Source organism: Mammaliicoccus sp. N-M50 (assembly GCF_022386995.1).
In the GTDB taxonomy this organism is placed as follows: Bacteria; Bacillota; Bacilli; order Staphylococcales; family Staphylococcaceae; genus Mammaliicoccus; species Mammaliicoccus sciuri_A.
The window spans coordinates 452,787-476,397 of the sequence record NZ_JAJNJA010000001.1 but is presented as its reverse complement, the minus strand read 5'-3'; the positions used below and the strand labels follow the sequence as shown (position 1 = coordinate 476,397).

At 32.3% G+C, this 23,611-nt stretch carries 24 protein-coding genes; 19 read left to right on the top strand and 5 right to left on the bottom strand.

What is annotated here, in order from left to right; translation table 11 throughout:
• The first annotated feature begins 18 nt into the window (after positions 1–18).
• From LQ622_RS02400 to LQ622_RS02365, 8 genes are all read left to right on the top strand, one after another.
• Positions 19–291: a UPF0223 family protein gene (locus LQ622_RS02400; protein WP_126476959.1), complete on the top strand. Its 273-nt coding sequence runs from the start codon at positions 19–21 to the stop codon at positions 289–291.
• Between the two features lie 114 nt (positions 292–405).
• The gene (locus LQ622_RS02395; RefSeq protein ID WP_025905171.1) at positions 406–948 is read left to right on the top strand and encodes a helix-turn-helix domain-containing protein; all 543 of its coding nucleotides are present in this window, start codon (positions 406–408) and stop codon (positions 946–948) included.
• A 10-nt stretch (positions 949–958) separates the two neighbouring features.
• Complete coding sequence (locus tag LQ622_RS02390) at positions 959–2,056, top strand: ABC transporter ATP-binding protein (RefSeq protein ID WP_126476958.1); 1,098 nt, start codon at positions 959–961, stop codon at positions 2,054–2,056.
• Complete coding sequence (locus LQ622_RS02385; RefSeq protein WP_126476956.1) at positions 2,049–2,852, top strand: ABC transporter permease; 804 nt, start codon at positions 2,049–2,051, stop codon at positions 2,850–2,852. The genes LQ622_RS02390 and LQ622_RS02385 overlap by 8 nt, the downstream gene beginning before the upstream one ends.
• A gap of 1 nt (position 2,853) precedes the next feature.
• Positions 2,854–3,666 (top strand): ABC transporter permease, encoded by an 813-nt coding sequence (locus LQ622_RS02380; RefSeq protein WP_239774666.1) that lies wholly within the window; start codon positions 2,854–2,856, stop codon positions 3,664–3,666.
• Positions 3,663–4,736, top strand: a complete 1,074-nt coding sequence (locus LQ622_RS02375; RefSeq protein WP_239774665.1) for an ABC transporter substrate-binding protein — start codon at positions 3,663–3,665, stop codon at positions 4,734–4,736. The genes LQ622_RS02380 and LQ622_RS02375 overlap by 4 nt, the downstream gene beginning before the upstream one ends.
• A gap of 78 nt (positions 4,737–4,814) precedes the next feature.
• Positions 4,815–5,807: a DUF4064 domain-containing protein gene (locus tag LQ622_RS02370; protein ID WP_239774664.1), complete on the top strand. Its 993-nt coding sequence runs from the start codon at positions 4,815–4,817 to the stop codon at positions 5,805–5,807.
• Positions 5,808–5,854: 47 nt separating this feature from the next.
• Positions 5,855–6,373, top strand: coding sequence for a DUF4064 domain-containing protein (locus LQ622_RS02365; RefSeq protein ID WP_196308169.1), 519 nt, complete (start codon positions 5,855–5,857; stop codon positions 6,371–6,373).
• A gap of 60 nt (positions 6,374–6,433) precedes the next feature.
• Here the strand turns inward: LQ622_RS02365 and LQ622_RS02360 are convergent, their stop codons facing one another.
• The gene (locus tag LQ622_RS02360) at positions 6,434–7,045 is read right to left on the bottom strand and encodes a YktB family protein (protein WP_037587436.1); all 612 of its coding nucleotides are present in this window, start codon (positions 7,043–7,045) and stop codon (positions 6,434–6,436) included.
• Positions 7,046–7,149: 104 nt separating this feature from the next.
• On the opposite strand from LQ622_RS02360, the gene LQ622_RS02355 reads away from it, so the two are divergent.
• On the top strand, positions 7,150–7,971 hold the full coding sequence (locus LQ622_RS02355) for an inositol monophosphatase family protein (RefSeq protein ID WP_239774663.1): 822 nt from the start codon (positions 7,150–7,152) through the stop codon (positions 7,969–7,971).
• 734 nt (positions 7,972–8,705) lie between these two features.
• Here LQ622_RS02355 and LQ622_RS02350 read toward each other — a convergent pair.
• On the bottom strand, positions 8,706–8,891 hold the full coding sequence (locus LQ622_RS02350) for a DUF5325 family protein (protein WP_037587440.1): 186 nt from the start codon (positions 8,889–8,891) through the stop codon (positions 8,706–8,708).
• 220 nt (positions 8,892–9,111) lie between these two features.
• On the opposite strand from LQ622_RS02350, the gene typA reads away from it, so the two are divergent.
• Both typA and LQ622_RS02340 read left to right on the top strand, forming a co-directional pair.
• The gene (typA, locus tag LQ622_RS02345) at positions 9,112–10,959 is read left to right on the top strand and encodes a translational GTPase TypA (RefSeq protein WP_037587443.1); all 1,848 of its coding nucleotides are present in this window, start codon (positions 9,112–9,114) and stop codon (positions 10,957–10,959) included.
• A 5-nt stretch (positions 10,960–10,964) separates the two neighbouring features.
• Complete coding sequence (locus LQ622_RS02340; RefSeq protein WP_037587446.1) at positions 10,965–11,303, top strand: YlaH-like family protein; 339 nt, start codon at positions 10,965–10,967, stop codon at positions 11,301–11,303.
• Between the two features lie 36 nt (positions 11,304–11,339).
• Here LQ622_RS02340 and LQ622_RS02335 read toward each other — a convergent pair whose 3' ends face one another.
• A complete protein-coding gene (locus LQ622_RS02335; RefSeq protein ID WP_075578086.1) occupies positions 11,340–11,486 on the bottom strand; it encodes a DUF2197 domain-containing protein in 147 nt (48 codons plus the stop codon).
• A gap of 5 nt (positions 11,487–11,491) precedes the next feature.
• Complete coding sequence (locus LQ622_RS02330) at positions 11,492–11,974, bottom strand: hypothetical protein (protein ID WP_037587448.1); 483 nt, start codon at positions 11,972–11,974, stop codon at positions 11,492–11,494.
• A 141-nt stretch (positions 11,975–12,115) separates the two neighbouring features.
• On the opposite strand from LQ622_RS02330, the gene LQ622_RS02325 reads away from it, so the two are divergent.
• The 3 genes from LQ622_RS02325 to LQ622_RS02315 all read left to right on the top strand — a co-directional run bounded on the left by LQ622_RS02325 (position 12,116) and on the right by LQ622_RS02315 (position 17,240).
• The gene (locus LQ622_RS02325; RefSeq protein WP_025904660.1) at positions 12,116–12,391 is read left to right on the top strand and encodes an Fpa/YlaN family protein; all 276 of its coding nucleotides are present in this window, start codon (positions 12,116–12,118) and stop codon (positions 12,389–12,391) included.
• Between the two features lie 66 nt (positions 12,392–12,457).
• Positions 12,458–13,657, top strand: a complete 1,200-nt coding sequence (locus LQ622_RS02320; RefSeq protein WP_204188697.1) for an FtsW/RodA/SpoVE family cell cycle protein — start codon at positions 12,458–12,460, stop codon at positions 13,655–13,657.
• A 136-nt stretch (positions 13,658–13,793) separates the two neighbouring features.
• Entirely contained in the window at positions 13,794–17,240 is a 3,447-nt protein-coding gene (locus LQ622_RS02315; RefSeq protein WP_239774662.1) for a pyruvate carboxylase, read from the top strand.
• 51 nt (positions 17,241–17,291) lie between these two features.
• On the opposite strand, the gene LQ622_RS02310 is transcribed toward LQ622_RS02315, so the two are convergent.
• Positions 17,292–18,203: a COX15/CtaA family protein gene (locus LQ622_RS02310; RefSeq protein WP_037587456.1), complete on the bottom strand. Its 912-nt coding sequence runs from the start codon at positions 18,201–18,203 to the stop codon at positions 17,292–17,294.
• A 357-nt stretch (positions 18,204–18,560) separates the two neighbouring features.
• On the opposite strand from LQ622_RS02310, the gene cyoE reads away from it, so the two are divergent.
• The 5 genes from cyoE to LQ622_RS02285 are packed head-to-tail and all read left to right on the top strand — an operon-like array spanning position 18,561 to position 23,481.
• Entirely contained in the window at positions 18,561–19,466 is a 906-nt protein-coding gene (cyoE, locus tag LQ622_RS02305) for a heme o synthase (protein ID WP_037588060.1), read from the top strand.
• Between the two features lie 38 nt (positions 19,467–19,504).
• A complete protein-coding gene (gene coxB / locus LQ622_RS02300) occupies positions 19,505–20,572 on the top strand; it encodes a cytochrome c oxidase subunit II (RefSeq protein ID WP_037587457.1) in 1,068 nt (355 codons plus the stop codon).
• Positions 20,573–20,595: 23 nt separating this feature from the next.
• A complete protein-coding gene (ctaD, locus tag LQ622_RS02295; RefSeq protein WP_239774661.1) occupies positions 20,596–22,497 on the top strand; it encodes a cytochrome c oxidase subunit I in 1,902 nt (633 codons plus the stop codon).
• Positions 22,497–23,126 carry a cytochrome c oxidase subunit 3 gene (locus tag LQ622_RS02290; RefSeq protein WP_025904653.1) on the top strand — a complete coding sequence of 210 codons (630 nt, stop codon included), beginning with the start codon at positions 22,497–22,499 and terminating at the stop codon, positions 23,124–23,126. Before ctaD ends, LQ622_RS02290 begins: the two co-directional genes overlap by 1 nt.
• Position 23,127: 1 nt before the next feature.
• On the top strand, positions 23,128–23,481 hold the full coding sequence (locus LQ622_RS02285) for a cytochrome C oxidase subunit IV family protein (protein WP_025904652.1): 354 nt from the start codon (positions 23,128–23,130) through the stop codon (positions 23,479–23,481).
• The last annotated feature ends 130 nt before the right edge of the window (positions 23,482–23,611 follow it).

Genomic DNA, 23,611 nt, shown 5'->3' with positions numbered 1-23,611 from the left:
TGTAAAGGAGTAGAAAACATGGAGTATAGTTATCCAATAGATGTGGATTGGTCGCAAGATGAGATTCTCGAAGTGATGGCATTTTATAACCTTATAGAAGATGCATATGAAAGTGAAGCAAATAGAGAACAATTAGACAAAGCATATAAAAACTTCAAAAAAATTATTCCTGGTAAAGCTGATGAGAATAATTTTTATAAAGCTTTCAAAGAAGAAAGTGGTTATGATGGCTATAAAGTTGTAAAAGCTTTAAAAGAAAATAAAGAAGCGACAACGATTTCAGTTAAATAATATTATAAAATCCCCCAAAAAAGTGTTGAACTATAAAATGATTTCTGTTATTTTATTAAAGGTACTAAACTTAATGTTTAGTAAAAGTAAACATTACACTTTCTTGGGGGATTTATGAATATAGGAGAAAAACTTAAAAATTTAAGGTATCAAAAGAACCTAACACAAGAAGAACTTGGAGAGCGTACAGATTTATCTAAAGGGTATATTTCACAATTAGAAAGAAATTTATCTTCACCATCTATGGAAACTTTTTTGAATATTTTAGATGTATTAGGGGTTGAACCGAGTGAGTTTTTTAATGAGAAATTGTATCAAGCTCGTATACATTATCCTGAACAAGAACACACAATATATGATGAATATGATTTAGGTTACAAAATAAAATGGCTCGTTCCAGATTCAAATGAATTTGAAATGGAACCTGTAATTATCACTTTAAAAAGTGGATCTAAATATAAAGCATTTAGCCCATCAAATTCTGAAACATTTGCATATGTAAAAAAAGGATTCATAACTTTGAATATAGGGAATCAAACATATACTGCTAAAAGTGGAGAATGTTTTTATTTTAAAGCGCATGAAACGCATCAATTTTTAAATCAATCTAGCAAAGATGCTGAGGTATTGATTGTAGCTACAGAATCGTATTTATAGGAGGTAAGGCATGAAACAACCAATCATAAAGTTCGAAGGCATTTCAAAGAACTTTAACAACACGCAAGTATTAGATGATGTCAGTTTTGAAATTGAAGAAGGTAAATTTTATACATTATTAGGTCCATCAGGTTGTGGTAAAACAACTATTTTAAAATTGATAGCAGGATTTGAAACACCAACTAAAGGTAATATTTTGTTTAATAATAAAATTATTAATAAAGTGCCAGCAAATAATAGGAAAGTTAATACTGTGTTCCAAGATTACGCATTATTTCCTCATTTAAATGTATACGATAATGTAGCATTTGGACTAAAAATAAAAAAGTTAAATAAAAAAGATATTCAAACTAAAGTAAAAGAAGCATTAAAATTAGTGAAACTTGAAGGTTATGAACAACGTAAAATCACTGAAATGAGTGGTGGTCAAAAGCAACGTGTTGCGATTGCTAGAGCAATTGCGAATGAACCTGAAATTATCTTGCTTGATGAACCATTGTCAGCTTTAGACTTAAAGTTAAGAACGGAAATGCAATATGAACTACGTGAATTGCAACAACGATTAGGTATTACGTTTATATTTGTTACACATGACCAAGAAGAAGCATTAGCAATGAGTGATTACATATTTGTTATGAAAGACGGTAAAATTCAACAAAGTGGTACGCCTGTCGACATATATGACGAACCTATTAATAAATTCGTTGCAGATTTCATTGGTGAATCTAATATCGTTACAGGTGTAATGAAACGTGATTATGTTGTTGAAATGTACGGTATTCCTTATGAATGTGTAGATGCTGGATTTGAAAAAGATGCTAAAGTTGACGTCGTGATTCGTCCAGAAGATATCACGATTAAATCAGAGAATGAAGGTCGTATCTCTGCAGTAGTTGATTCTCAATTATTTAGAGGTGTTCATTATGAAATTTGTTGCTATGATGCGCAAGGTAATGAATGGATTATCCAAACGACGAAAAAAGCAACAATTGGTGAAACAGTAGGACTTGATTTTGATTCAGAAGCCATTCATATTATGTTGCCAGGTGAAACTGAAGAAGAATTTGATCGTCGAATCGAAAGCTATGAGGATGAGGAACATGCATAAAATAAAATCATTATTACTCGTACCTTACATGATATGGATAGTATTATTTATTATCGTTCCGATTGCTATGATTTTCTATGCATCATTACTTGATATTCATGGACACTTTTCATTCGAGAATTACAAAAACTTTTTTACAAGTAGTTATTTAGAAATGACTTTAAGTTCAGCTTGGTATGCATTAATTATTACTTTCTTTTGTTTATTGATCAGTTATCCTTTAGCGTTAACACTTAGAAATGCTAAACATAAAGATATATTATTATTACTTATTATATTACCAACTTGGATTAACTTGTTACTTAAAACGTATGCTTTTATCGGAATTCTTAGTCATGATGGTTTATTAAATAAAATCTTAAGTGTATTTCATGTACCATCAACAGAATTATTATTTACAAGTACAGCGTTTATCATTGTTTCGGTTTATATTTATATTCCATTTATGCTGTTACCAATCTTTAATTCAATGGATGAAATACCAGAGAATTTGTTGCAAGCTTCAAGAGATTTAGGTGCAAATAGTTTTACAACATTTAAAAATGTCATCGTGCCTTTAACATTAGAAGGTGTGAAAACGGGTATCCAAATTACATTTATACCGGCATTATCATTATTTATGATTACACGCTTAATCGCAGGTAATAAAGTTGTTAACTTAGGTACAGCAATTCAAGAACAGTTTTTAGTTACACAAAATTATGGTATGGGTTCTACGATAGCTGTATTCTTAATATTAGCTATGGCACTTATACTCATTATTACGAAATCTAAATCAGAGAATAAGGAGGTATAGTATGAAATTAACAGGAAAAATTTATTTTACAATCATACTTATATTTCTATACTCGCCTATCTTTTTCTTAATATTTTATTCATTTAACGGTGCAGGTAATATGACGCACTTTAAAGGCTTTACATTTGATCATTACACATCAGTGTTTCAAAATAAACGATTGTTAGTGATTATCGTGAATACCATTGCGATTGCATTGTTGGCCGCGAGTATTTCTACTTTAATCGGAATATGTGGCGCTATAGGTATTTACTACTTAAGAAATAAAAAATTAAAAGTCGGATTACTAACATTGAATAATATCTTAATGGTAAGTTCTGATGTTGTAATCGGATCATCATTTTTACTATTATTTACTGTTATTGGTCACTATACAGGAATGGGGCTTGGTTTCTGGTCGGTATTAATATCTCATATTGCATTTTGTGTACCAATAGTCGTGCTTTTAGTACTTCCTAAACTATATGATATGAATACTTCTATGATTGATGCTGCTAAAGATTTAGGTGCAACTTCATGGCAAACACTTATTAAAGTTGTGATTCCTCATATTCTACCTGGTGCAATTGGTGGATTCTTTATGGCACTTACGTACTCATTAGATGACTTTACAGTGAGCTTTTTTGTGACAGGTAGTGGCTTTAGCGTATTATCTGTTGAAGTATATTCAATGGCTAGAAAAGGTATTACGATGGAAATCAATGCGATTTCTACATTACTATTTGTGTTAGTTATGATACTGATTTTAGGATATTATTTCATAAAAAGAAGCCAACAAAAAAGACTTGAAAAAAGAGGGGGCATTATAAGATGAAACAATTAATGCAGTTAGTCGGCATCTCAATTGTTGTAGGTGCATTGTTAATGTTATCTACTAAATTAATTGATCCGCCTCCTTCTAAAGGGAAAAAGAATGTTATTTATGTATATAACTGGGGAGAATATATTGACCCAGATTTGACGAAAAAATTTGAAAAACAAACAGGTATTAAAGTTGTATACGAAACGTTTGATTCAAATGAAGCGATGATGGCTAAAATTAAAAACGGTGGTACAGCATATGATGTTGCAGTGCCGAGTGAGTATACTGTTGAAAAAATGAAAAAAGAAAAGTTATTAATACCGATTGATCATAAAAAAATACCGAATTTAAAAAATATTGATAAAGATTTTATGAATTTACCATTTGATCCAGGGAATAAATATTCCGTACCTTATTTTTGGGGAACAGTAGGCATTTTGTATAATCCAGAAACAACGAAAGGGATCAACTTTAATACATGGAATAGTCTATGGGATAAACGCCTTAAAGATGATGTATTAATCGTTGATGGATCAAGAGAAGGTATAGGATTTGCATTAAATAGTATGAATGAAAGTTTAAATGAAACGAATAAACAAAAACTGAAAAAAGCACAAGATAAATTAATTAAGTTATCACCTAATGTTAGAGGTGTTGTAGGTGATGAAATTAATACAATGATGGTTCAGAATGAATCGGATGTAGCCGTTGTATGGAGTGGTATGGCAGCTGATATCATGACTGAAAATGATAAATTGGATTTCGTCGTACCTAAAGAAGGATCAAACTTATGGTTTGATAATATCATTATACCTAAGACAGCACAGAATGTTGATGGCGCACATAAATTTATTAACTTCTTATTAGAAGAGAAGAATGGAAAGCAAAATGCAGAATGGGTTGGATATGCAACACCTAACAAAGCTTCTTATAATCTTTTAGATAAGAGTGTTAGAGAAGATGAGCGTTTCTATCCTGATTCTTCAGTAAGAAATAAACTTGAAGTTTATGAAGATTTAGGAAAAGAAAATATAGCAGCGTATAATGAAGCCTTTTTAAAATTTAAAATGTCGCTTAATTAGTCATTATAAAGGGTCTTTGTGAGAAACAAAGCCCTTTTTTTGTTATAATTAAAACCAATTCATTATTAGGAGGTAAACATGATGAATTCATATGTAGAACATGTGAGACAGCCAGTTGGTAGAGGTGTAGAAAAATTTCTCGGCTGGTTTGCTTGGATTATATTATTGGGCATAACAGCTTTATCTTTATTTGCTGCACTTGTCGTATTAAATAATCCAGAAAATATAACTAGGCTAGAAACGTTAATTAATAGACTAAATATTAATATTACGACTAATGGACAATTAATGTCTGCTAGTGAAGTAGCACTCAATATTCAAAATGGTATTTGGTTATTTATAATTTACTTGATTATTGTTTTAATATTTTCATTTATTGGTTTAGTTTTAATGAGATGGAGAATATTTTCTGCTTTTGTATTTTTACTTTTAGCAATTATTACAATTCCATTATTTATTGTGCTTGTACCATTATTCTTCTTTATTGTATGTATTTTATTATTCGTAAGAAAAGATAAAATATTACCAGTTCAAGGTATGGCACCACAACAACCTTATTATGAAAATCAACGTGAAAATATTCAACCACAGCCAAGAGAACGTCAGCAAGTTGAACCTAAACAGCAATATCGAGAAGAACATGTAGAAGAACCATTACAAGAGAAAGAACGTTCAGCACAAGTTGACCAAGTAGAACAAACTGAAACGACGCATAGTGAGGAAGTACTTTCTCGTAGTAAAAAGCATCAAAATAAAAAACAAAGAAATCAACAACAAGAAACAAATGTTGAAGACTTAGATGATGCAAATCAGTCCGATATTGATCAACAAGAGGATATTGGTCAAAGACATGAAGATCCATACAATTATGAAACAACACAATCAGATGAGTATCAAGTTCAACCTGGTAAACTGAAAAAAGAAAAGAAACCTAAAAAAGTAAAACCTAATGCAACAATTGAAAGAAGAAAGAATTACGAAAAAAGAATGCTACAACAGAAAAAATATTTCGAAGAAAAAAATAAAGATGAACAAAATATAGAAAAAAACGATAATAAACTTGATAAATAAAATTCAGATTGAGATAATAGTAATTGACAAATTTTAGGAGGGTTTACATGAAAAGAACAACAGAATATATATTACTCGTTGTTGGTGCCATATTCTCATTAATTGGAATTGTATTGGCATTTATAACTAAATCTTTTTCAAATACTGCTGAATTTAAAATGGAATTTGAGCGACAAGTGCAAAATAATCCAGATTTGCAAAATGAAATATCTTCGGATCAATTATCAACTATTATGAGTAGCTTTACGAATTATGCGCTTGTTATTCTCATCATCAGTATTGTATTAGCAATAGTGGCATTAGTATTTGTAAAAAAACAAAGAATTTTATCTGGTATATCAGCTATACTTGGTGGTCTTGTTTCAATACTCATCTTTAACGTTATTTCATTCCTTGTATTAATTATTGCAGGTATTATGTTATTAGTGAGAAAAGATAAAAATCATCAATTTGAAGATGTGAATTTCCAAAATGACCATAATCATTTAGATGGTAACAATCATCAACAAAATCAGTTTAATTCAGAAGATAAAAAGAAAAAAGATGACGATCCATATATTTATTAATCAATATATAATAAAACAACAGCCCCTCAGTATCGAACTGAAGGGCTGTTGTTTTTAATATTAACTATAAAATTTGATTAATTCATCAAATGTTTCATCTAAAAATGCAGTAAATGATTTATCTGTTTTTAATACATCAGATTTAGGATCTAAAGTACGTGCTACGAAGAACTCAGCTTTTTTAATATCTTTAAGTCTCTTAATATGATGTTTCAAATCTTCTGTAGATAACGAATCAATAGGAGACTTATCAATATTATAATGATCAAAACATAATGAATAATCACTTGGTAAATCTTCTAATAAGTTAAAGTTTTTATTTAAAAAGTCAGCCATTTGACCTTTATTTTTATTTTCATGCATAACACCAAACATTATAAATAATTGTGATTCAAATAAACCAATTTGAAAATGTGGTAACATTTTATATCCTCGTTGATTAGTCGCAAATGCTACCCAAGTATCTTTAGGGGGATTAACAGTTCTTCTCGCATGTTTTGCAACATGGTAATGGAATGTATCTCCAGTTTGTTCAGTTAAATATTTTGTATATCTTTCACCTAAAGCATGTAATTGTGGTCTTACTTGTTCGTCTAGTGCTTGCATCCTATTTTCTAAACCTTCAACACTAAAAACTTTAAAATCTTTTTGTTTAAACGTATACTTAGTCATAGTTGTCCTCCTTATAACTGTGGTACTTAACAATATTTTATCATAAATTTTTTTGAATATATAAAGAACAATGCTAATATAAAAATAACATAGGAGGTTTTGTCATGGAAATATACAAATTTGCTTATCAAATAATACTAGAAGCGGGTCAAATTATTCGTGATTCAATAGATGACGATATTCAAATAGAAACAAAGTCAAATCCTAATGATTTAGTGACAAATATAGATAAAGAAACAGAAGAAAGATTATTTAATCAAATTAAATCTACATATCCAGAACATCGTATTTTAGGAGAAGAAGGTCACGGTACAGATATTGATAATACAGAGGGCGTCCTATGGATTGTTGACCCAATAGATGGCACGCTAAACTTTGTACATCAACAAGAAAATTTTGCCATTTCAATCGGTATTTTTATTGATGGCGAAAAATATGCAGGATTTGTATATGATGTCATGAACGATAAAATGTATCACGCCATAGCTGGTAAAGGGGCATGGTTAAATAATGAACAACTTAAACCATTAGAAGATACTGATTTGAAGACCAGTTTAATTTCAACAAATCCATTATGGTTAACAAAAGAAAAATTAGCTAAAATCTATATGCCGATTGTTGATCAAGCAAGAAGCACAAGAGCATACGGATCAGCAGCATTAGACTTTGCTAACGTTGCAAAAGGCAATACAAGTGCGTATTTAACAATGCGATTACATCCATGGGACTTTGCAGGAGGCTTAATAATTGCTGAAGAAGTAGGCGCAGTTGTAACAAACCAATTAGGAGAACAATTAAATATATTAGAAGCCAATTCAATACTAATAGGTAATAAAAAAATTCACCAAGAACTATTGAATGAATACTTCTTACCATATAAGACAATGTTAGAACAAATTCATACAGAAAGATTTAAAGGAAAATAGGAATCGCGGCTTAAACAAATGTTGTTTAAGCCTCTTTTTTATAGTGACAGAATTCTGAGAAATGTCCGTAAGAGAGGATGTTAGGGACAGAATTCTGAAAAATGTCCGTAAGAGGCGTCGTTAGGGACAGAATTCCGAGAAATGTCCGTAAGAGGTGCTGTTAGGGACAGAATTCTGAGAAATGTCCGTAAGAGGTGTTGTTAGGGACAGAATTCTGAAAAATGTCCGTAAGAAGTTTCGTTAGGGACAGAATTCCGAGAAGTGTCTCTAAGGAGTACCCTCTAATTACCAGAATTCGAAATAATGGAAGTTACATCGTTCTAACTACCACAATTCAGAATAATGGAAGTTACAGAGTTCTAACTACCACAATTCGGAATAATGGAAGTTACAGCATTCTAATTACCAGAATTCGGAATAATGGAAGTTAGCGAGCTCTAACTACCAGAATTCGAAATAATGGAAGTTACAGCATTCTAACTACCAGAATTCGGAATAATGGAAGTTACAGCATTCTAACTACCACAATTCAGAATAGTGGTAGTTACAGCATTCTAATTACCACAATTCGGAATAATGAAATCAAGATCCTAACAAGATCCTAACAATATCTATCAACTAACTATCAATACCATCTCCGTTAAACACCTTACAACTAAATTTAACACATCAAAAAGCATATCACGATAACGTTTCGTTAAGTGATATGCTTTTCATTTGATGTCGTATGTTGTTTATAGCCAACCGTTTTCGCGGTATTTCTTTTTAAGTGTAAAACCAAATCCCATTGTTGCAACGATTAACAATACTGCTAATAACATAAACAACATAGAACCTTCTGCTAATGCAAAGCTAAACACTAAAAGGAGAAATGTTACAATTAAAGCAAGTAGTACGAATATTGCTTTAGATTTCTTCATTTATATCCATCCTTTAACCGTTTTCATTATTTTATTATGCTTCACATTTAAAGAAAAATCAACCTGTTCATTAAAACGGTACCAAATAAAAAATATGGAAAATTGAGTAAATCTGTTCAATAATAGTTATTTTTCAAACGATTTATGTTATAATTATCAAGTTATAAATTTAAGTCGAATAAATGTCGATTAATTTAAATCGGAGAGGAAAATTTTTTGCATGACTAATTTAAGAGAAAATGTACGTAACATTGCGATTATTGCCCACGTTGACCACGGAAAAACAACTTTAGTAGATGAATTATTAAAGCAATCTGGTATTTTTCGTGAAAATGAACATATAGCAGAACGTGCGATGGATTCAAACGACCTTGAAAAAGAACGCGGTATTACGATATTAGCTAAAAATACGGCAATTGACTATAAAGATCACCGTATCAATATACTAGATACACCTGGACATGCTGACTTCGGAGGAGAAGTTGAGCGTATTATGAAAATGGTTGATGGTGTTGTATTAGTAGTAGACGCTTATGAAGGAACGATGCCTCAAACACGTTTCGTACTTAAAAAAGCATTAGAACAAAATTTAAAACCAGTTGTAGTTGTTAATAAAATTGATAAACCTTCTGCAAGACCAGAACAAGTTGTAGATGAAGTATTAGACTTATTTATTGAATTAGATGCTAACGATGAACAACTTGAATTCCCAGTTGTATATGCATCTGCATTAAGTGGTACTGCTAGTTTAGAGTCTGATAAACAAGACGATAACATGCAATGTCTATATGAAACAATTTTAGAATATGTACCAGCACCTGTTGATAATAGAGATGAGCCATTACAATTCCAAGTTGCATTATTAGATTATAATGACTATGTTGGACGTATTGGTGTAGGACGTGTATTTAGAGGTACAATTAAAGTTGGACAACAAGTATCATTAGTTAAGATTGATGGTAGTGTTAAAAACTTCAGAGTTACAAAAATCTTTGGTTTCTTTGGTTTAAACCGTATAGAAATTGATGAAGCATACGCTGGTGACCTAATCGCTATTAGTGGTATGGAAGATATTAACGTAGGTGAAACAATTACACCTCAAGATCATGTTGAGGCTTTACCAATTTTAAGAATTGATGAGCCAACATTAGAAATGACATTCTCAGTTAATAATTCTCCATTCGCTGGTAAAGAAGGTACTTACGTAACAGCTCGTAAGATTGAAGAAAGATTAGAAACACAATTAGAAACAGATGTATCTTTACGTGTAACACCTACAGATTCACCTGATGCATGGGTTGTAGCAGGTCGTGGTGAATTACATTTATCTATTCTTATTGAAAATATGAGACGTGAAGGTTATGAATTACAAGTTTCTAAACCTCAAGTTATTGTTAAAGAAATAGATGGCGTTAAATCTGAGCCTTATGAACGTGTTCAAATTGATGTTCCTGATGAATATACAGGTGCAATTATTGAATCTTTAGGATCTCGTAAAGGTGAAATGGTTGATATGCAATCTAACGAAAATGGACAAACTAAATTAATCTTTATCGTTCCAGCTCGTGGTTTAATTGGTTACACTACTGAATTCATGTCAATGACTCGTGGTTATGGTATCATTAACCATACATTCGATTCTTACCGTCCAAGAATTAAAGGACGTATTGGTGGAAGAAGAAATGGTGTTCTTGTATCAATCGATAAAGGTGTAGCAAGTACTTATGCTATCTTGAACTTAGAAGATAGAGGTGTAAACTTCATGGAACCAGGTACTGAAGTTTATGAAGGTATGATTGTTGGTGAAAACACTCGTGAAAACGATCTAACAGTTAACATTACAAAAGTTAAAGCAGCTAACAACATCCGTTCAGCTACTAAAGAACAAACAACAACAATGAAAAAACCTAGAATTTTAACACTTGAAGAAGCGTTAGAATACTTAAATGATGACGAATTAGTTGAAGTAACACCTGAATCAATTCGTTTAAGAAAGAAAATTTTAGATAAAGCAGAAAGAGAAAGAGCTCAGAAGAGACAAAAAATGGCTGAACAAGAAGAGGAGTGATATAGATGCTCTTAGTTGCTAAAAATGTAAGTGTTAATCCAACAGAAAGGCTTTCATTTTTTGGTAAGTTATTTAGAGTAGATGAGAACCCAGAGCTTGGTATGTGGCTTTTATTATTAACGATTTTTGTATTAAGTGCGATTGTTTATAATTTAGGGTTTGCAAGAAAACTAAAGTTTTGGCAAAACATTATTATCTATATATTACTGTTTTTAGGTTGTTTATTATTAACGTTTCTAGCGGTATTCTTGCCTGTAGGAGAAAGTTTAATAATAGCAGCAATTGTTTTAGGTCTATATCGTTACAGACTTCATAAAGAACGAAGTAGCGGTAAACAACAATAAAAAAAGGCGGCTCGTAAGAGCTGCCTTTTTTTATTTTTATTCTGATTTAGGTTTATCAAGTCTTGCTTTACAATCATCGCACATAAATGTACGGATTGGGTGATTTCTTAATCTTTTTGCTTCTTTAGATTTAGAATCTAAATTAACGACAGAATCACAAATAATACATTTTACTTTCATAATCATGGTTAAACAACCTCTATGTCTGAAACATAACTGAATTTATATCGGTAACCATTTTCTTGATCATAAGTAAAAGCGTCGATTTTTCCATCTTTATATATCATTTTACCTTCTTTAGAGAATTGGAAAAATAAATATGGCCATTGTTCAATCGGAATCTCAATTGAATCTTGATCATTTTTTAAGACTACTTTTGTAGCGCTTTCATTTGGTTCTGCATTTTTGATGAAAGGCATCGCATTTATAACATAAGTATCTTTTAAAAATGAACGTCTTTTATAAGTTGTTTCACTATTTAATGTTGGAGGATTTGTAGCCCCTTCAAGGATTGCACGGTTCCATGCAACATTATTTTCAAATTCAATTGGCTTTTCGCCATTAAAGATACCTTGCTCTAAATCTTCAATTTTTACTTTGCGATCATCAAAAATCCATGTTGTTGCATCTAACGTAATATTAAACTTCGTATTTCCTTTAATTTGTATCAATTTTTTCACTCCTATCAATCTCACAATTCAATTTTAACATATTTGTAATTAATAACCTTCTGTTTTCGCTTGCAATTTTCAGATTTGTAGGCTAAAATTTTATAAGTATAGAAACTTAAAAAGATTAAGGGGGAGTATGTCATGCATTACGATTCAGAAATTTGTCAAAGGGCATATGACCAATTATATAACGATTCTGAAAAAATCCTTCAGTTAATAAAGGTACAAATGGACAACTTAACTATGCCACAATGTCCTTTATATGAGGAAGTTTTAGATACGCAAATGTTTGGTCTTCAAAAGGAAGTAGATTTTGCAGTACAAATTGGACTTGTTGATAGAGAAAAGGGTCAGACACTTATGGCAAGTTTAGAAAAGGAACTATCTAAATTGCATGATGCTTTCACAAATGCTTAAATTATACAAAGTCTAGAGAGGAGAAATCTTTCTTTAGACTTATTTTTTTAGAATTGGAATGAGTCGATGGAATATATTAAGAGGTTTTTCCAGTACATTAAGAATTACTCAAAATACATAGATTTCACATTGTTAATTACTTATATCATTTTATCATTCATTGGCTTAGTGATGGTATACAGCGCAAGTATGGTAGCTGCTACAAAAGGTACTTTAACAGGTGGTATCCCAGTATCGGGTACTTACTTTTTTATAAGGCAGTTATTATATTGTATAGTTGGATTTTTTATTGTATTTTTTATGTCGTATTTTATGCACATTAACATTTTAAAGAATAAAAGAGTACAACAAATTGTCATATTCACAATATTTGGTTTGCTCGTGCTAACTTTACTTGTTGGTACTACAATTAACGGTGCAAAAAGTTGGATTAACTTAGGATTTATGAACTTACAAGCATCTGAAATATTGAAAGTTGCAATGATATTATACTTATCATTCATTATCGATAAAAGACGAAATCGTCTTAAACAATTTAAGCTTGCACTGATGATGCCTTTATTCTTGATTGGTACTTGTATTGGATTAGTCTTATTACAAAATGATACAGGTCAAGCGTTGATACTATGTATGATTGTATTATGTATTTTCGCATATTCAGGTATTGGTATTAAAGCAATTTTAAAATGGTCTGGACCAATATTTGCTGGTGTGGTATTACTGGTTATCTTTAGTATAGTGTTTAAAGGTGGCATTCTGTCACAACACCAAGCTGACCGTTTTCATGTACTTGAGAATCCTTTCAACTATGAAAGTGGTATCGGATATCACTTAGCTAATTCATTATTAGCAATCGGTAACGGAGGCCTCTTTGGTAAAGGACTAGGTAACGGTATTATGAAATTAGGTTATTTACCTGAGCCGCATACAGACTTTATCTTTGCAGTTATCGCTGAAGAATTAGGCTTAGTTGGCGTGTTATTCATAATAGGTTTACTTGGGTTCATTGTATATAAAGGTTTCTTATATGCAGCACTTACGGATTCATATTTCTTTAAATTAGTATGTGTTGGTATTTCAAGCTATATTGGTATTCAAACTTTTGTAAACTTAGCTGGTATATCAGGAACAATTCCTTTAACAGGTGTTCCATTGCCATTTATGACATTTGGCGGATCCTCTATGTTAAGCTTAAGTATCGCGACAGGTATACTATTATTAACGGCTAAACAAATAAGAATTGAGAGTCGTCAAAGCACGAGATAAATGTATAATTAATCAAACAAATTAATAAATTATATAAAAATTGCGGATTATAGTAGAATATAATTCGCAATTTTTATATAATGGACTAATATATTGTTTTTAGAAAATTCAAATACATTGAGGGGAGCCTCCAAATATGAGCAAAATAAATAAATTATTAGTAGCCAATCGAGGCGAGATTGCAATCAGAATTTTTAGAGCAGCAACAGAGCTAGATATTGAAACAGTAGCGATTTATTCTAATGAAGACTTAGGGGCATTGCATAGATATAAAGCAGATGAGTCTTATTTAGTAGATGAAAACTTAGGACCTACAGAAAGTTATTTAAATATAGAGGCAATTATTAAAGTTGCTAAAAAAGCAGGAGTCGATGCAATACATCCGGGATATGGCTTTTTAAGTGAAAATGAAACATTCGCAAAGAGATGTGCTGAAGAAGGTATTAAATTTATCGGACCAGAACTTAAACATTTAGACATGTTTGGGGATAAGGTAAAAGCGAGAGCGACAGCTATAGCTGCAGATGTTCCAGTTATTCCAGGGACTGATGGTGCGGTTGAATCATTTGAGGAAGTAGAAGCATTTACTAAAGAACACGGTTTCCCAGTTATCATCAAAGCCATTTCTGGTGGTGGTGGTAAAGGTATGCGTATCGTCAATAATGCGAGTGAATTAGAAGATGCATACCAAAGAGCTAAATCAGAAGCTGGAAAATCTTTCGGAAATAGCGAAGTTTATGTCGAAAAATACATAGATCAACCAAAACATATTGAAGTTCAAATCATAGGTGACGAACACGGAAACTTAGTTCATTTATATGAAAGAGATTGCTCAGTACAACGTAGACATCAAAAAGTTGTAGAAGTTGCACCATCTGTTTCATTAGGTGATGAACTGAGACATCGTATTTGTAATGTCGCATTAGACTTAATGAAGAAAATCGGATATGTCAATGCAGGTACGGTTGAGTTCTTAGTTTCAGGAGATGAATTCTACTTCATTGAAGTTAATCCACGTGTACAAGTTGAACATACTATTACTGAAATGGTAACAGGTATCGATATTGTTAAGACGCAAATACTAGTTGCTGAAGGCGAATCATTATTTGGTGACAAAATTGAAATGCCACAACAAGAAGATATTACTACTTTAGGTTTTGCAATTCAAAGTCGTATCACAACTGAAGATCCTTTAAATGACTTCATGCCAGATACAGGTAAAATTATTGCTTACCGTTCAAGTGGTGGCTTCGGTGTAAGACTAGATGCTGGTGATGGATTTGAAGGTGCAGAAATTTCACCTTATTACGATTCATTATTAGTGAAAGTTTCAACACATGCTATGTCATTAAGACAAGCGACTGAAAAAATGTTGCGTTCTCTTAAAGAAATGAGAATAAGAGGTATTAAAACAAATATTCCATTCTTATATAATGTGGTAAATCACGAGAAGTTCGCGAAGGGTACATATACAACTAAATTCTTAGAAAACAACCCAGAACTATTTGATATTACACCGACTAGAGATAGAGGTACAAAGACGTTACAATATATCGGGAACATTTCGGTAAATGGATTCCCTGGTGTTGAAAAACGAGAAAAACCACACTTTGAAAAGTTCAAATTAGAAGAAGTATCTAATGAAGAAATTGCATCATTATCAGGTACGAAACAAATTTTAGAACAACATGGACCTGAAGGCGTAAGTAAATGGTTAAAAGAACAAGAAGAAGTGCTATTGACGGATACGACGTTTAGAGATGCACATCAATCATTATTAGCAACACGTATGAGAACCTACGATATGTTACAAATTGCTCCTGAAACAGCTAAATATTTAAATGACGCATTTTCACTAGAAATGTGGGGCGGTGCAACATTTGATGTGGCATACAACTTCTTAAAAGAGAATCCATGGGAACGTTTAACACGCTTACGCAAAAAAATTCCAAATGTGTTATTCCAAATGTTGTTAAGAGCATCAAACGCAGTTGGATATAAAAACTATCCTGATAATGTGATTGAAAAGTTTGTTAAAGAAAGTGCTGAAGCTGGAATCGATGTGTTTAGAATATTCGATTCATTAAACTGGTTAGATCAAATGAAAGTCGCAAATGAAGCGGTACAAAAATCAGGTAAAATTTCTGAAGGTGCGATTTGCTATACAGGCGATATCTTAAATCCAGAAAGATCTAACGTATATACTTTAGAGTATTACATTAATCTAGCTAAAGAATTACAACGTGAAGGCGTACATATCCTTGGTATTAAAGATATGGCTGGATTGTTAAAACCTAAAGCAGCTTATGAATTAATTAGTGAATTGAAGACACAAATTGATATTCCAATCCATTTACATACTCATGATACGAGTGGTAACGGATTACTTGTTTATCAAAGTGCGATTAGAGCAGGTGTCGATGTAATCGATACTGCAGTAGCAAGTATGAGTGGTACAACATCACAACCTTCAGCTAACTCTTTATACTATGCATTAAGTGGTAATGAAAGAGATGTTAGAACAAATATTGATGGTCTTGAAAGATTATCTCAATATTGGGATACAGTTAGAAACTATTATTCTGATTTTGAAAGTGATATTCGTTCTCCACATACTGAAATTTACCAACATGAGATGCCAGGTGGACAGTATTCTAACCTTGGTCAACAAGCTAAGAGTTTAGGATTAGGTGAAAGATTTAATGAAGTTAAAGACATGTATAAACGTGTTAACTTATTATTTGGTGATATCGTAAAAGTAACACCTTCTTCTAAAGTAGTTGGGGACATGGCATTATACATGGTTCAAAATGATTTAGATGAAGAAAGTGTCATTAAACGTGGCCGTTCACTAGATTTCCCTGAATCAGTTGTCTCATTCTTTAAAGGAGAAATTGGTCAACCGGTAAATGGCTTTAATAAAGAATTACAAAAAGTCATCTTAAAAGGACAACAACCAATTGAAAAACGACCTGGAGAATTGTTAGAGCCTGTTGATTTTGATGCATTGCGTGAAGAACTACAAGCTAAACAACAAGAGGAAGTAACGGAACAAGATTTAATCAGTTATGCCATTTATCCTAAAGTATACGAACAATATATTAAGACATATGAAAGTTTCGGAAACTTATCATTGTTAGATACACCTACATTCTTATTCGGTATGAAGAAAAATGAAACGGTTGAAATAACAATTGATAAAGGTAAGATCTTAATTGTTAAATTACTTTCTATCGGTCATGTATACGAAGATGGTCATCGTTGGGTATACTATGAGTTGAATGGTCAGCCAAGAAAAGTATACGTTAAAGATGAACATGTTAAAGTATCTGAGGCAGTATTACAAAAAGCAGACTTAAGTAATGAATCTCATATCGGTGCTCAAATGCCAGGTACAATTTCAGAAGTGAAAGTGAAACAAGGCAATGAAGTGAAACAAGGTGACGCACTTATTATCACTGAAGCAATGAAAATGGAAACAACAATACAAGCGCCATTTGATGGAACGGTAAGCAATATTTACGTTTCAGCTGGTGACAGTATTCAAACACAAGATTTGATTATTACAATCGATAAAGCATAATAAAATAAAAGCCGCTTAAATCATCGAATGATTTAAGCGGCTTTTTGTATGTTAACTTCGACGTTTAGATCGTGATATTAACATGATAAAGTAACATAATAATCCAAATAGCATTGTTATAAATAATGCGTGGAAGAGTGCGATAAATAAATTAACACGTGTGATAACTGATAAAGCACCTGTTGTTACTTGTAAACAAACCAGTATAAAAGCTAATGTCCAACCGTATTTAATAACGCGGTATTGTGTATAATTTTTGAAAGCATGAATGAATATATATAATATCCAAATAAATATGATGAAAGCTAAAGTTCTATGTGACATTTGAACCCATTCATAAAAGTTTTGAGGTAGTCCGACTTCACCGTTTCTACATAATGGCCAACTTAAACATGCTAAACTTGCATCTGCATGTCTTACAAGTGCGCCTGAATAAATCACAAAATATATAAATAATGTAACAGCATAAGTGTGGAACTTTAAGTGTTTATCTATTATTAAGCTTGTAGCTTCGAATTTTTGATCAACTTCATAAATAATTAATGTTAATAATAAAACTGATGCGAAGCTAATGAGTGATATTCCGAAATGTAGAGATAAAATAAAATCATTTTGTTGCCATATTACAGCTGCTGCGCCAATTAAAGCTTGGGCAAAGATAAATGCAATGCTCGTAATACAAAGTGGTTTAACTTCTCTAATATGACCAAGTTTGACCCAACTTATATAAGTAAGTAGACAAACAAGAATAAGTGCTAATCCAGATACGCCTCTATGTGCTAATTCTATAATCGTTTCAACTGGCCAATCTGCAGGTATAACAGAGCCATGACATAATGGCCAAGAGTTTCCGCAACCATCAGCGGAACCAGTCTTAGTAACTAATGCACCACCTAATTGGACAAAGAGCATCACAATTGTCGCTATAGTAGATAGCCATTTTAAAAATTTATCACTAAACAATTCGAACACCTCAAGTAAAATTAAAATTGATATTTATAGTACTATAAAATGAGTTTTATTCTAAAATAAACCTTATTTATATGTCAAAATATGATAGAATTTAAGAGAACAACGTATTAACAATTATTCTTACTTTAATACGATTCTAATTTAAACACTAATATCTATAGTATAACAATGAATGTGCATTGTAAATGTTACACAATAATGACTTTTTATGCGAACAAAGGATAAGTAATAAAATGTCAAAATTTTGTTTCAAAAATGTATAGATTATGTGACAATTTTCATATATCATTGAGTTATATGTGAAAGATAATGGAAGGAGGGACAAAATTGCAACAAAATCAATATAGTGTGACTTCGGAGAAAGAAATAGAAACTGGACGTCTCACTTTGTATGAAATTAAAGCCATCATTAAAATGGGTCTTGTTCAAGGAAATCTGATCCCAACATTTGCAGGTGCGTGGCTTGCAATAGTATTTGGTGGATTTAACTTCTTCCACAGTTTACCGGTTGTTCTATTAATGATGGTAGGATCAACCCTTATTATGGGCGGAGCATGTGCTATAAACAATTATTACGATCAAGATATCGATTCTATCATGCCTTCAAAACAAAAGAGACCTACAGTAAATGGACGTATTAGTAATCGCCACTTAATTCAATTAAGTTTCGGATTAATGATTGTGGGTGAAATTTTATTATTCATGATAAACATTCCAACTGGCATAATTGGATTACTTGGTATATTTGGATATGTTGTACTGTACTCAATATGGTCAAAAAGACATACCGTTTGGAATACAGTTGTAGGAAGTTTTCCAGGTGCAATACCGCCGTTAATCGGTTGGGCGAGTATTGATCCATCATTAAGCCCATTAGCATGGACACTATTCTTAGTGTTATTTGCATGGCAACCTGCTCATTTTTATGCTTTAGCTTATCGTCGTAAAGATGAATATGCCTTAGCTAATATACCAATGTTACCGTCAGTTAAAAGCTTCAATAGAACGCGTTTAAGTATGTTGTTTTGGGTAGTTTTATTATTACCGATACCGTTCTTAATGACGCAACTTGGTACAGTGTTTATCGTTATTGCAACACTGCTCAACTTAGCATGGATGTTATTAGCTTTATATGGATTTAAAAAAGAAATAAACAAATCAAAATGGGCTACGAGTATGTTTGTTTTTTCTTTAAATTATCTTGTTATTTTCTTTGTCATGACAGTTATCGTAACTGTTATACAATTAATATAATTAATTATGAATGAATGCATGAAAGAGGGGTTAAACGAATGAAGACACGTTTAAAAAACACGAAAATGTTCGGTTTGCTTGCTACTTTGCTGTTTGTATTAGCAGGTTGTGGACAAAAACATTTATCAGTACTTCACCCAGCTGGTGAAGTGGCTGATAAACAATTCTTTTTACTAATGCTTTCAATAGGCATTATGTTGCTAGTTATTGTTGTAGTTGTTGTTATATTCTTATTTGCAATGATTAAATTCCGTCGTAAAAAATTAGGTGAAGATTATGTACCTAAAGACGTTGAAGGAAATCATAAATTAGAATTGGTTTGGACAATCATCCCAATCATTTTACTTATTATTCTAGCAATTCCTACTGTTATGCTAACGTTCTCACTTGGAGATACGAAAGCAATCGATAAAGTAGATGAAAAAGGTAAAAGTAAAGAACTTGTTATTGATGTAACTGCTAACCTTTATTGGTGGGAGTTTAGTTATCCAAATGAAAAAATTGTTACCAGCCAAGAACTGGTTGTACCAACTGATAAGAAAGTTTACTTCAGATTACATTCAGCTGATGTTAAACACTCATTCTGGGTACCAGCAGTTGGAGGAAAATTGGATACTAACGTAGAAGGTATTAATAAATTCTACTTAAAATTCGATGATAAAAGAGCTAAAGAAGTCAAAAATCTATTCTATGGTAAGTGTGCTGAATTATGTGGACCATCACATGCTTTAATGGACTTTAAAGTGAAAGCCCTACCACAAGATGATTTTGATAAATGGGTTAAAGATATGAAAGACGTTAAAAAACCTGTAGCCGCTACTTCTAGCCAAGCTAAAGAGGGTGAAAAGGTATTTAACAAATCATGTGCAGGATGTCACGCTGTTACACCAACTGGAGATGGCGCTAAAGGCCCTAACTTAACTAACTTTGGTGATCGTGATTTAATTGCAGGTTACTTAAAACATGATGAAGAAAATCTTAAAAAATGGATTAAAGACCCAGAAAGCGTTAAACCTGGTAATAAGATGACTGGTCAATATAAAGTTTCTGATGAAGACATTGACGCTTTATCTGCCTACTTAATGGAAAGAAAAGTTGATAAGTAAGAATTGAAAGGGAGGTTACTCTAGTGTCTACTCAAAGTAAAAAGGGGTTTGGATCGACTATTTGGGACTATTTAACAACAGTCGACCACAAAAAAATTGCTATTTTGTATTTAATTGCTGGGGGATTATTCTTTGCTATCGGTGGTATCGAAGCAATGTTAATTCGTATCCAGTTAGCAGTTCCAGAAAACGACTTTGTTACAGCTGGACTGTTTAATGAAATTATCACAATGCATGGTACAACAATGATATTCTTAGCCGCAATGCCTTTGTTATTCGGTTATATGAACGCAGTTGTCCCATTACAAATTGGTGCACGAGATGTTGCATTTCCATTCTTAAATGCATTAGGTTTCTGGTTATTCTTCTTCGGTGGAATATTCTTAAACTTATCTTGGATTTTAGGTGGAGCGCCTAACGCAGGTTGGACATCTTATGCAAGTTTATCTTTAGAATCGGCAGGGCATGGTATTAACTTCTATGCTCTAGGGTTACAAATCTCTGGTGCTGGTACATTAATTGCTGGTATTAACTTTGTAGCTACAATCGTTAACATGAGAGCACCTGGTATGACGTATATGCGTATGCCATTAATGACTTGGACAACATTTGTTGCTTCTACATTAATCGTATTTGCATTCCCACCATTAACTATCGGTATTTTCTTATTAATTTTCGATAGAATGTTTGGTACATCATTCTTTGTTGCTTCTCAAGGTGGTAACACAATTATTTGGGAACATTTATTCTGGATCTTTGGACACCCAGAAGTTTACATTTTAGTATTACCAGCGTTCGGTATATTCTCTGAAATTATACCTGTATTCGCTAGAAAACGTTTATTCGGTTATTCAGCGATGGTATTCGCTACAGTATTAATCGGTTTCTTAGGATTCATGGTTTGGGCTCACCACATGTTCACTGTAGGTTTAGGTCCAGTAGCTAACGCTATATTCGCTGTTGCAACAATGGCAATTGCTGTTCCAACTGGTGTGAAAATATTCAACTGGTTACTAACTGTATGGGGCGGTAGCGTTGAATTCACAACACCAATGTTATATGCGTTATTCTTTATTCCATCATTCGTTATGGGTGGGGTAACAGGTGTCATGCAAGCATCAGCACCAGCTGACTATCAATTACATGACTCATACTTTATCGTTGCTCACTTCCACTACGTAATTGTTGGTGGTGTAGTATTTGCATTATTAGCTGGTTTACATTATTGGTTCCCGCTAATAGCTGGTAAAATGTTAAGTGAAAAATTAGGTAAAGTAACATTCTGGTTATTCTTTATTGGTTTCCATTTAACATTCTTAATTCAACATTTCTTAGGACTATGGGGTATGCCACGTCGAGTATTTACATACTTACCTGGTCAAGGGTATGACATACCAAACTTAGTATCAACAATTGGTGCGCTATTCATGGCAGTAGCTGTTATTACTGAAGTTATCAATGTAATCATGACATTAGCTAAAGGTGAAAAAGTTGGAAAAGATGCTTGGGGAGACGGCCGTACTTTAGAATGGGCGTTACCAGTACCAACACCTCATTATAACTTTGCACAAACACCATTAGTTCGTGGATTAGATGCATTATGGATTGAAAAAACTCAAGGTGACGGAAAAATTCTTCCAGCTGAATCTTTAGATGAGATTCATATGCCTAATAATTCATTTATTCCATTTATGCAAGCATTCGGTTTATTCGTAGCTGCATTCGGTGCTTTATACTTTGCAGATGGTAAAGAATGGGCTTTAGATGCAGTTAAAGATTTACATGAAAAACCATGGGCAGTATACGTATTGATTCTTGGTTTAGGTATTACTGCAGGAAGTATGATTGTAAGATCACTTAAAGATGATCACGGTCATTATATTTCTAAAGAAGAGTTATTAGAGTATGAAAGGGGTGAGCGTTAATGTCACATGAAGAAGCAAAATTTACAGCTGACAATTGGCCAAACCATCCTGAAACAGCATCTATGGAAGGTAAGAACAAACTCGTAGGATTTTGGGTGTTCTTAGGTGGAGAGGTTGCATTATTCGCATCACTATTCGCTACTTACTTAGCACTAAAAGATGCTGTACCAAGTGAAGATCATTTATTAGCTAAAGATTTATTCCATTTACCATTAGCGTTCGTAATGACGATGTTATTATTAACATCATCTCTAACAAGTGTGTATGCTTTATATCATATGCGTAATTTCAATGCTAAAGGATTATTCCTTTGGATTGGTATTACAATACTGTTAGGATTAGGATTCTTAGGATTAGAAATTTATGAATTCGTAGAGTATGTACATCAAGGTCATACATTCCGTTCAAGTGCTTTCGGTAGTGCCTTCTACTTCTTAGTAGGAACACACGGATTCCACGTACTTATAGGTTTAGTATGGTTAACATTACTCATCTTCCGTAATAGAGCTAGAGGATTAAGTATTTATAATGCACATAAATTTAATACTGCTGCTTTATATTGGCACTTCATTGACGTTGTATGGGTGTTTATCTTTACAGTAGTATACTTGATGGGAGCGTTAGGATAATATGAGTCAACAATTAAATCATGACGCACAAGCACTTAGAGATTATAAGAAGCGTAAAAGTACAAAAGAAATGCGTATGCAAGTTACAAACTTCGCTATTATGATTTTTGTTACTTTTATTGCTTTCGCATTAGTTGCTGCAGAACTTCCTAAAGAATTCGTTATACCAGTTATTTTAGGATTAGCAGTACTACAAGTTGTATTACAATTCTATTATTTCATGCATATGAAAGCTGAAAAGCATGGTATATCAAAATTATTTATGATTACGGGTGTATTCTTCGGATTATCGTTCGTTGTAACATTTATTTACATCGTATGGTTAGGCGATCCGTTATTCGTAAAAACAAAATAATTTATAAAAGACTCGAGAACTTTGTTATATAAGTTCTCGAGTCTTTTTTTAATTGGTCATATCATTGTCATAACTATTTACATTGTTGGGTTGTTTAACGATGGATTAAATTTTATAATAAAAGTAATGA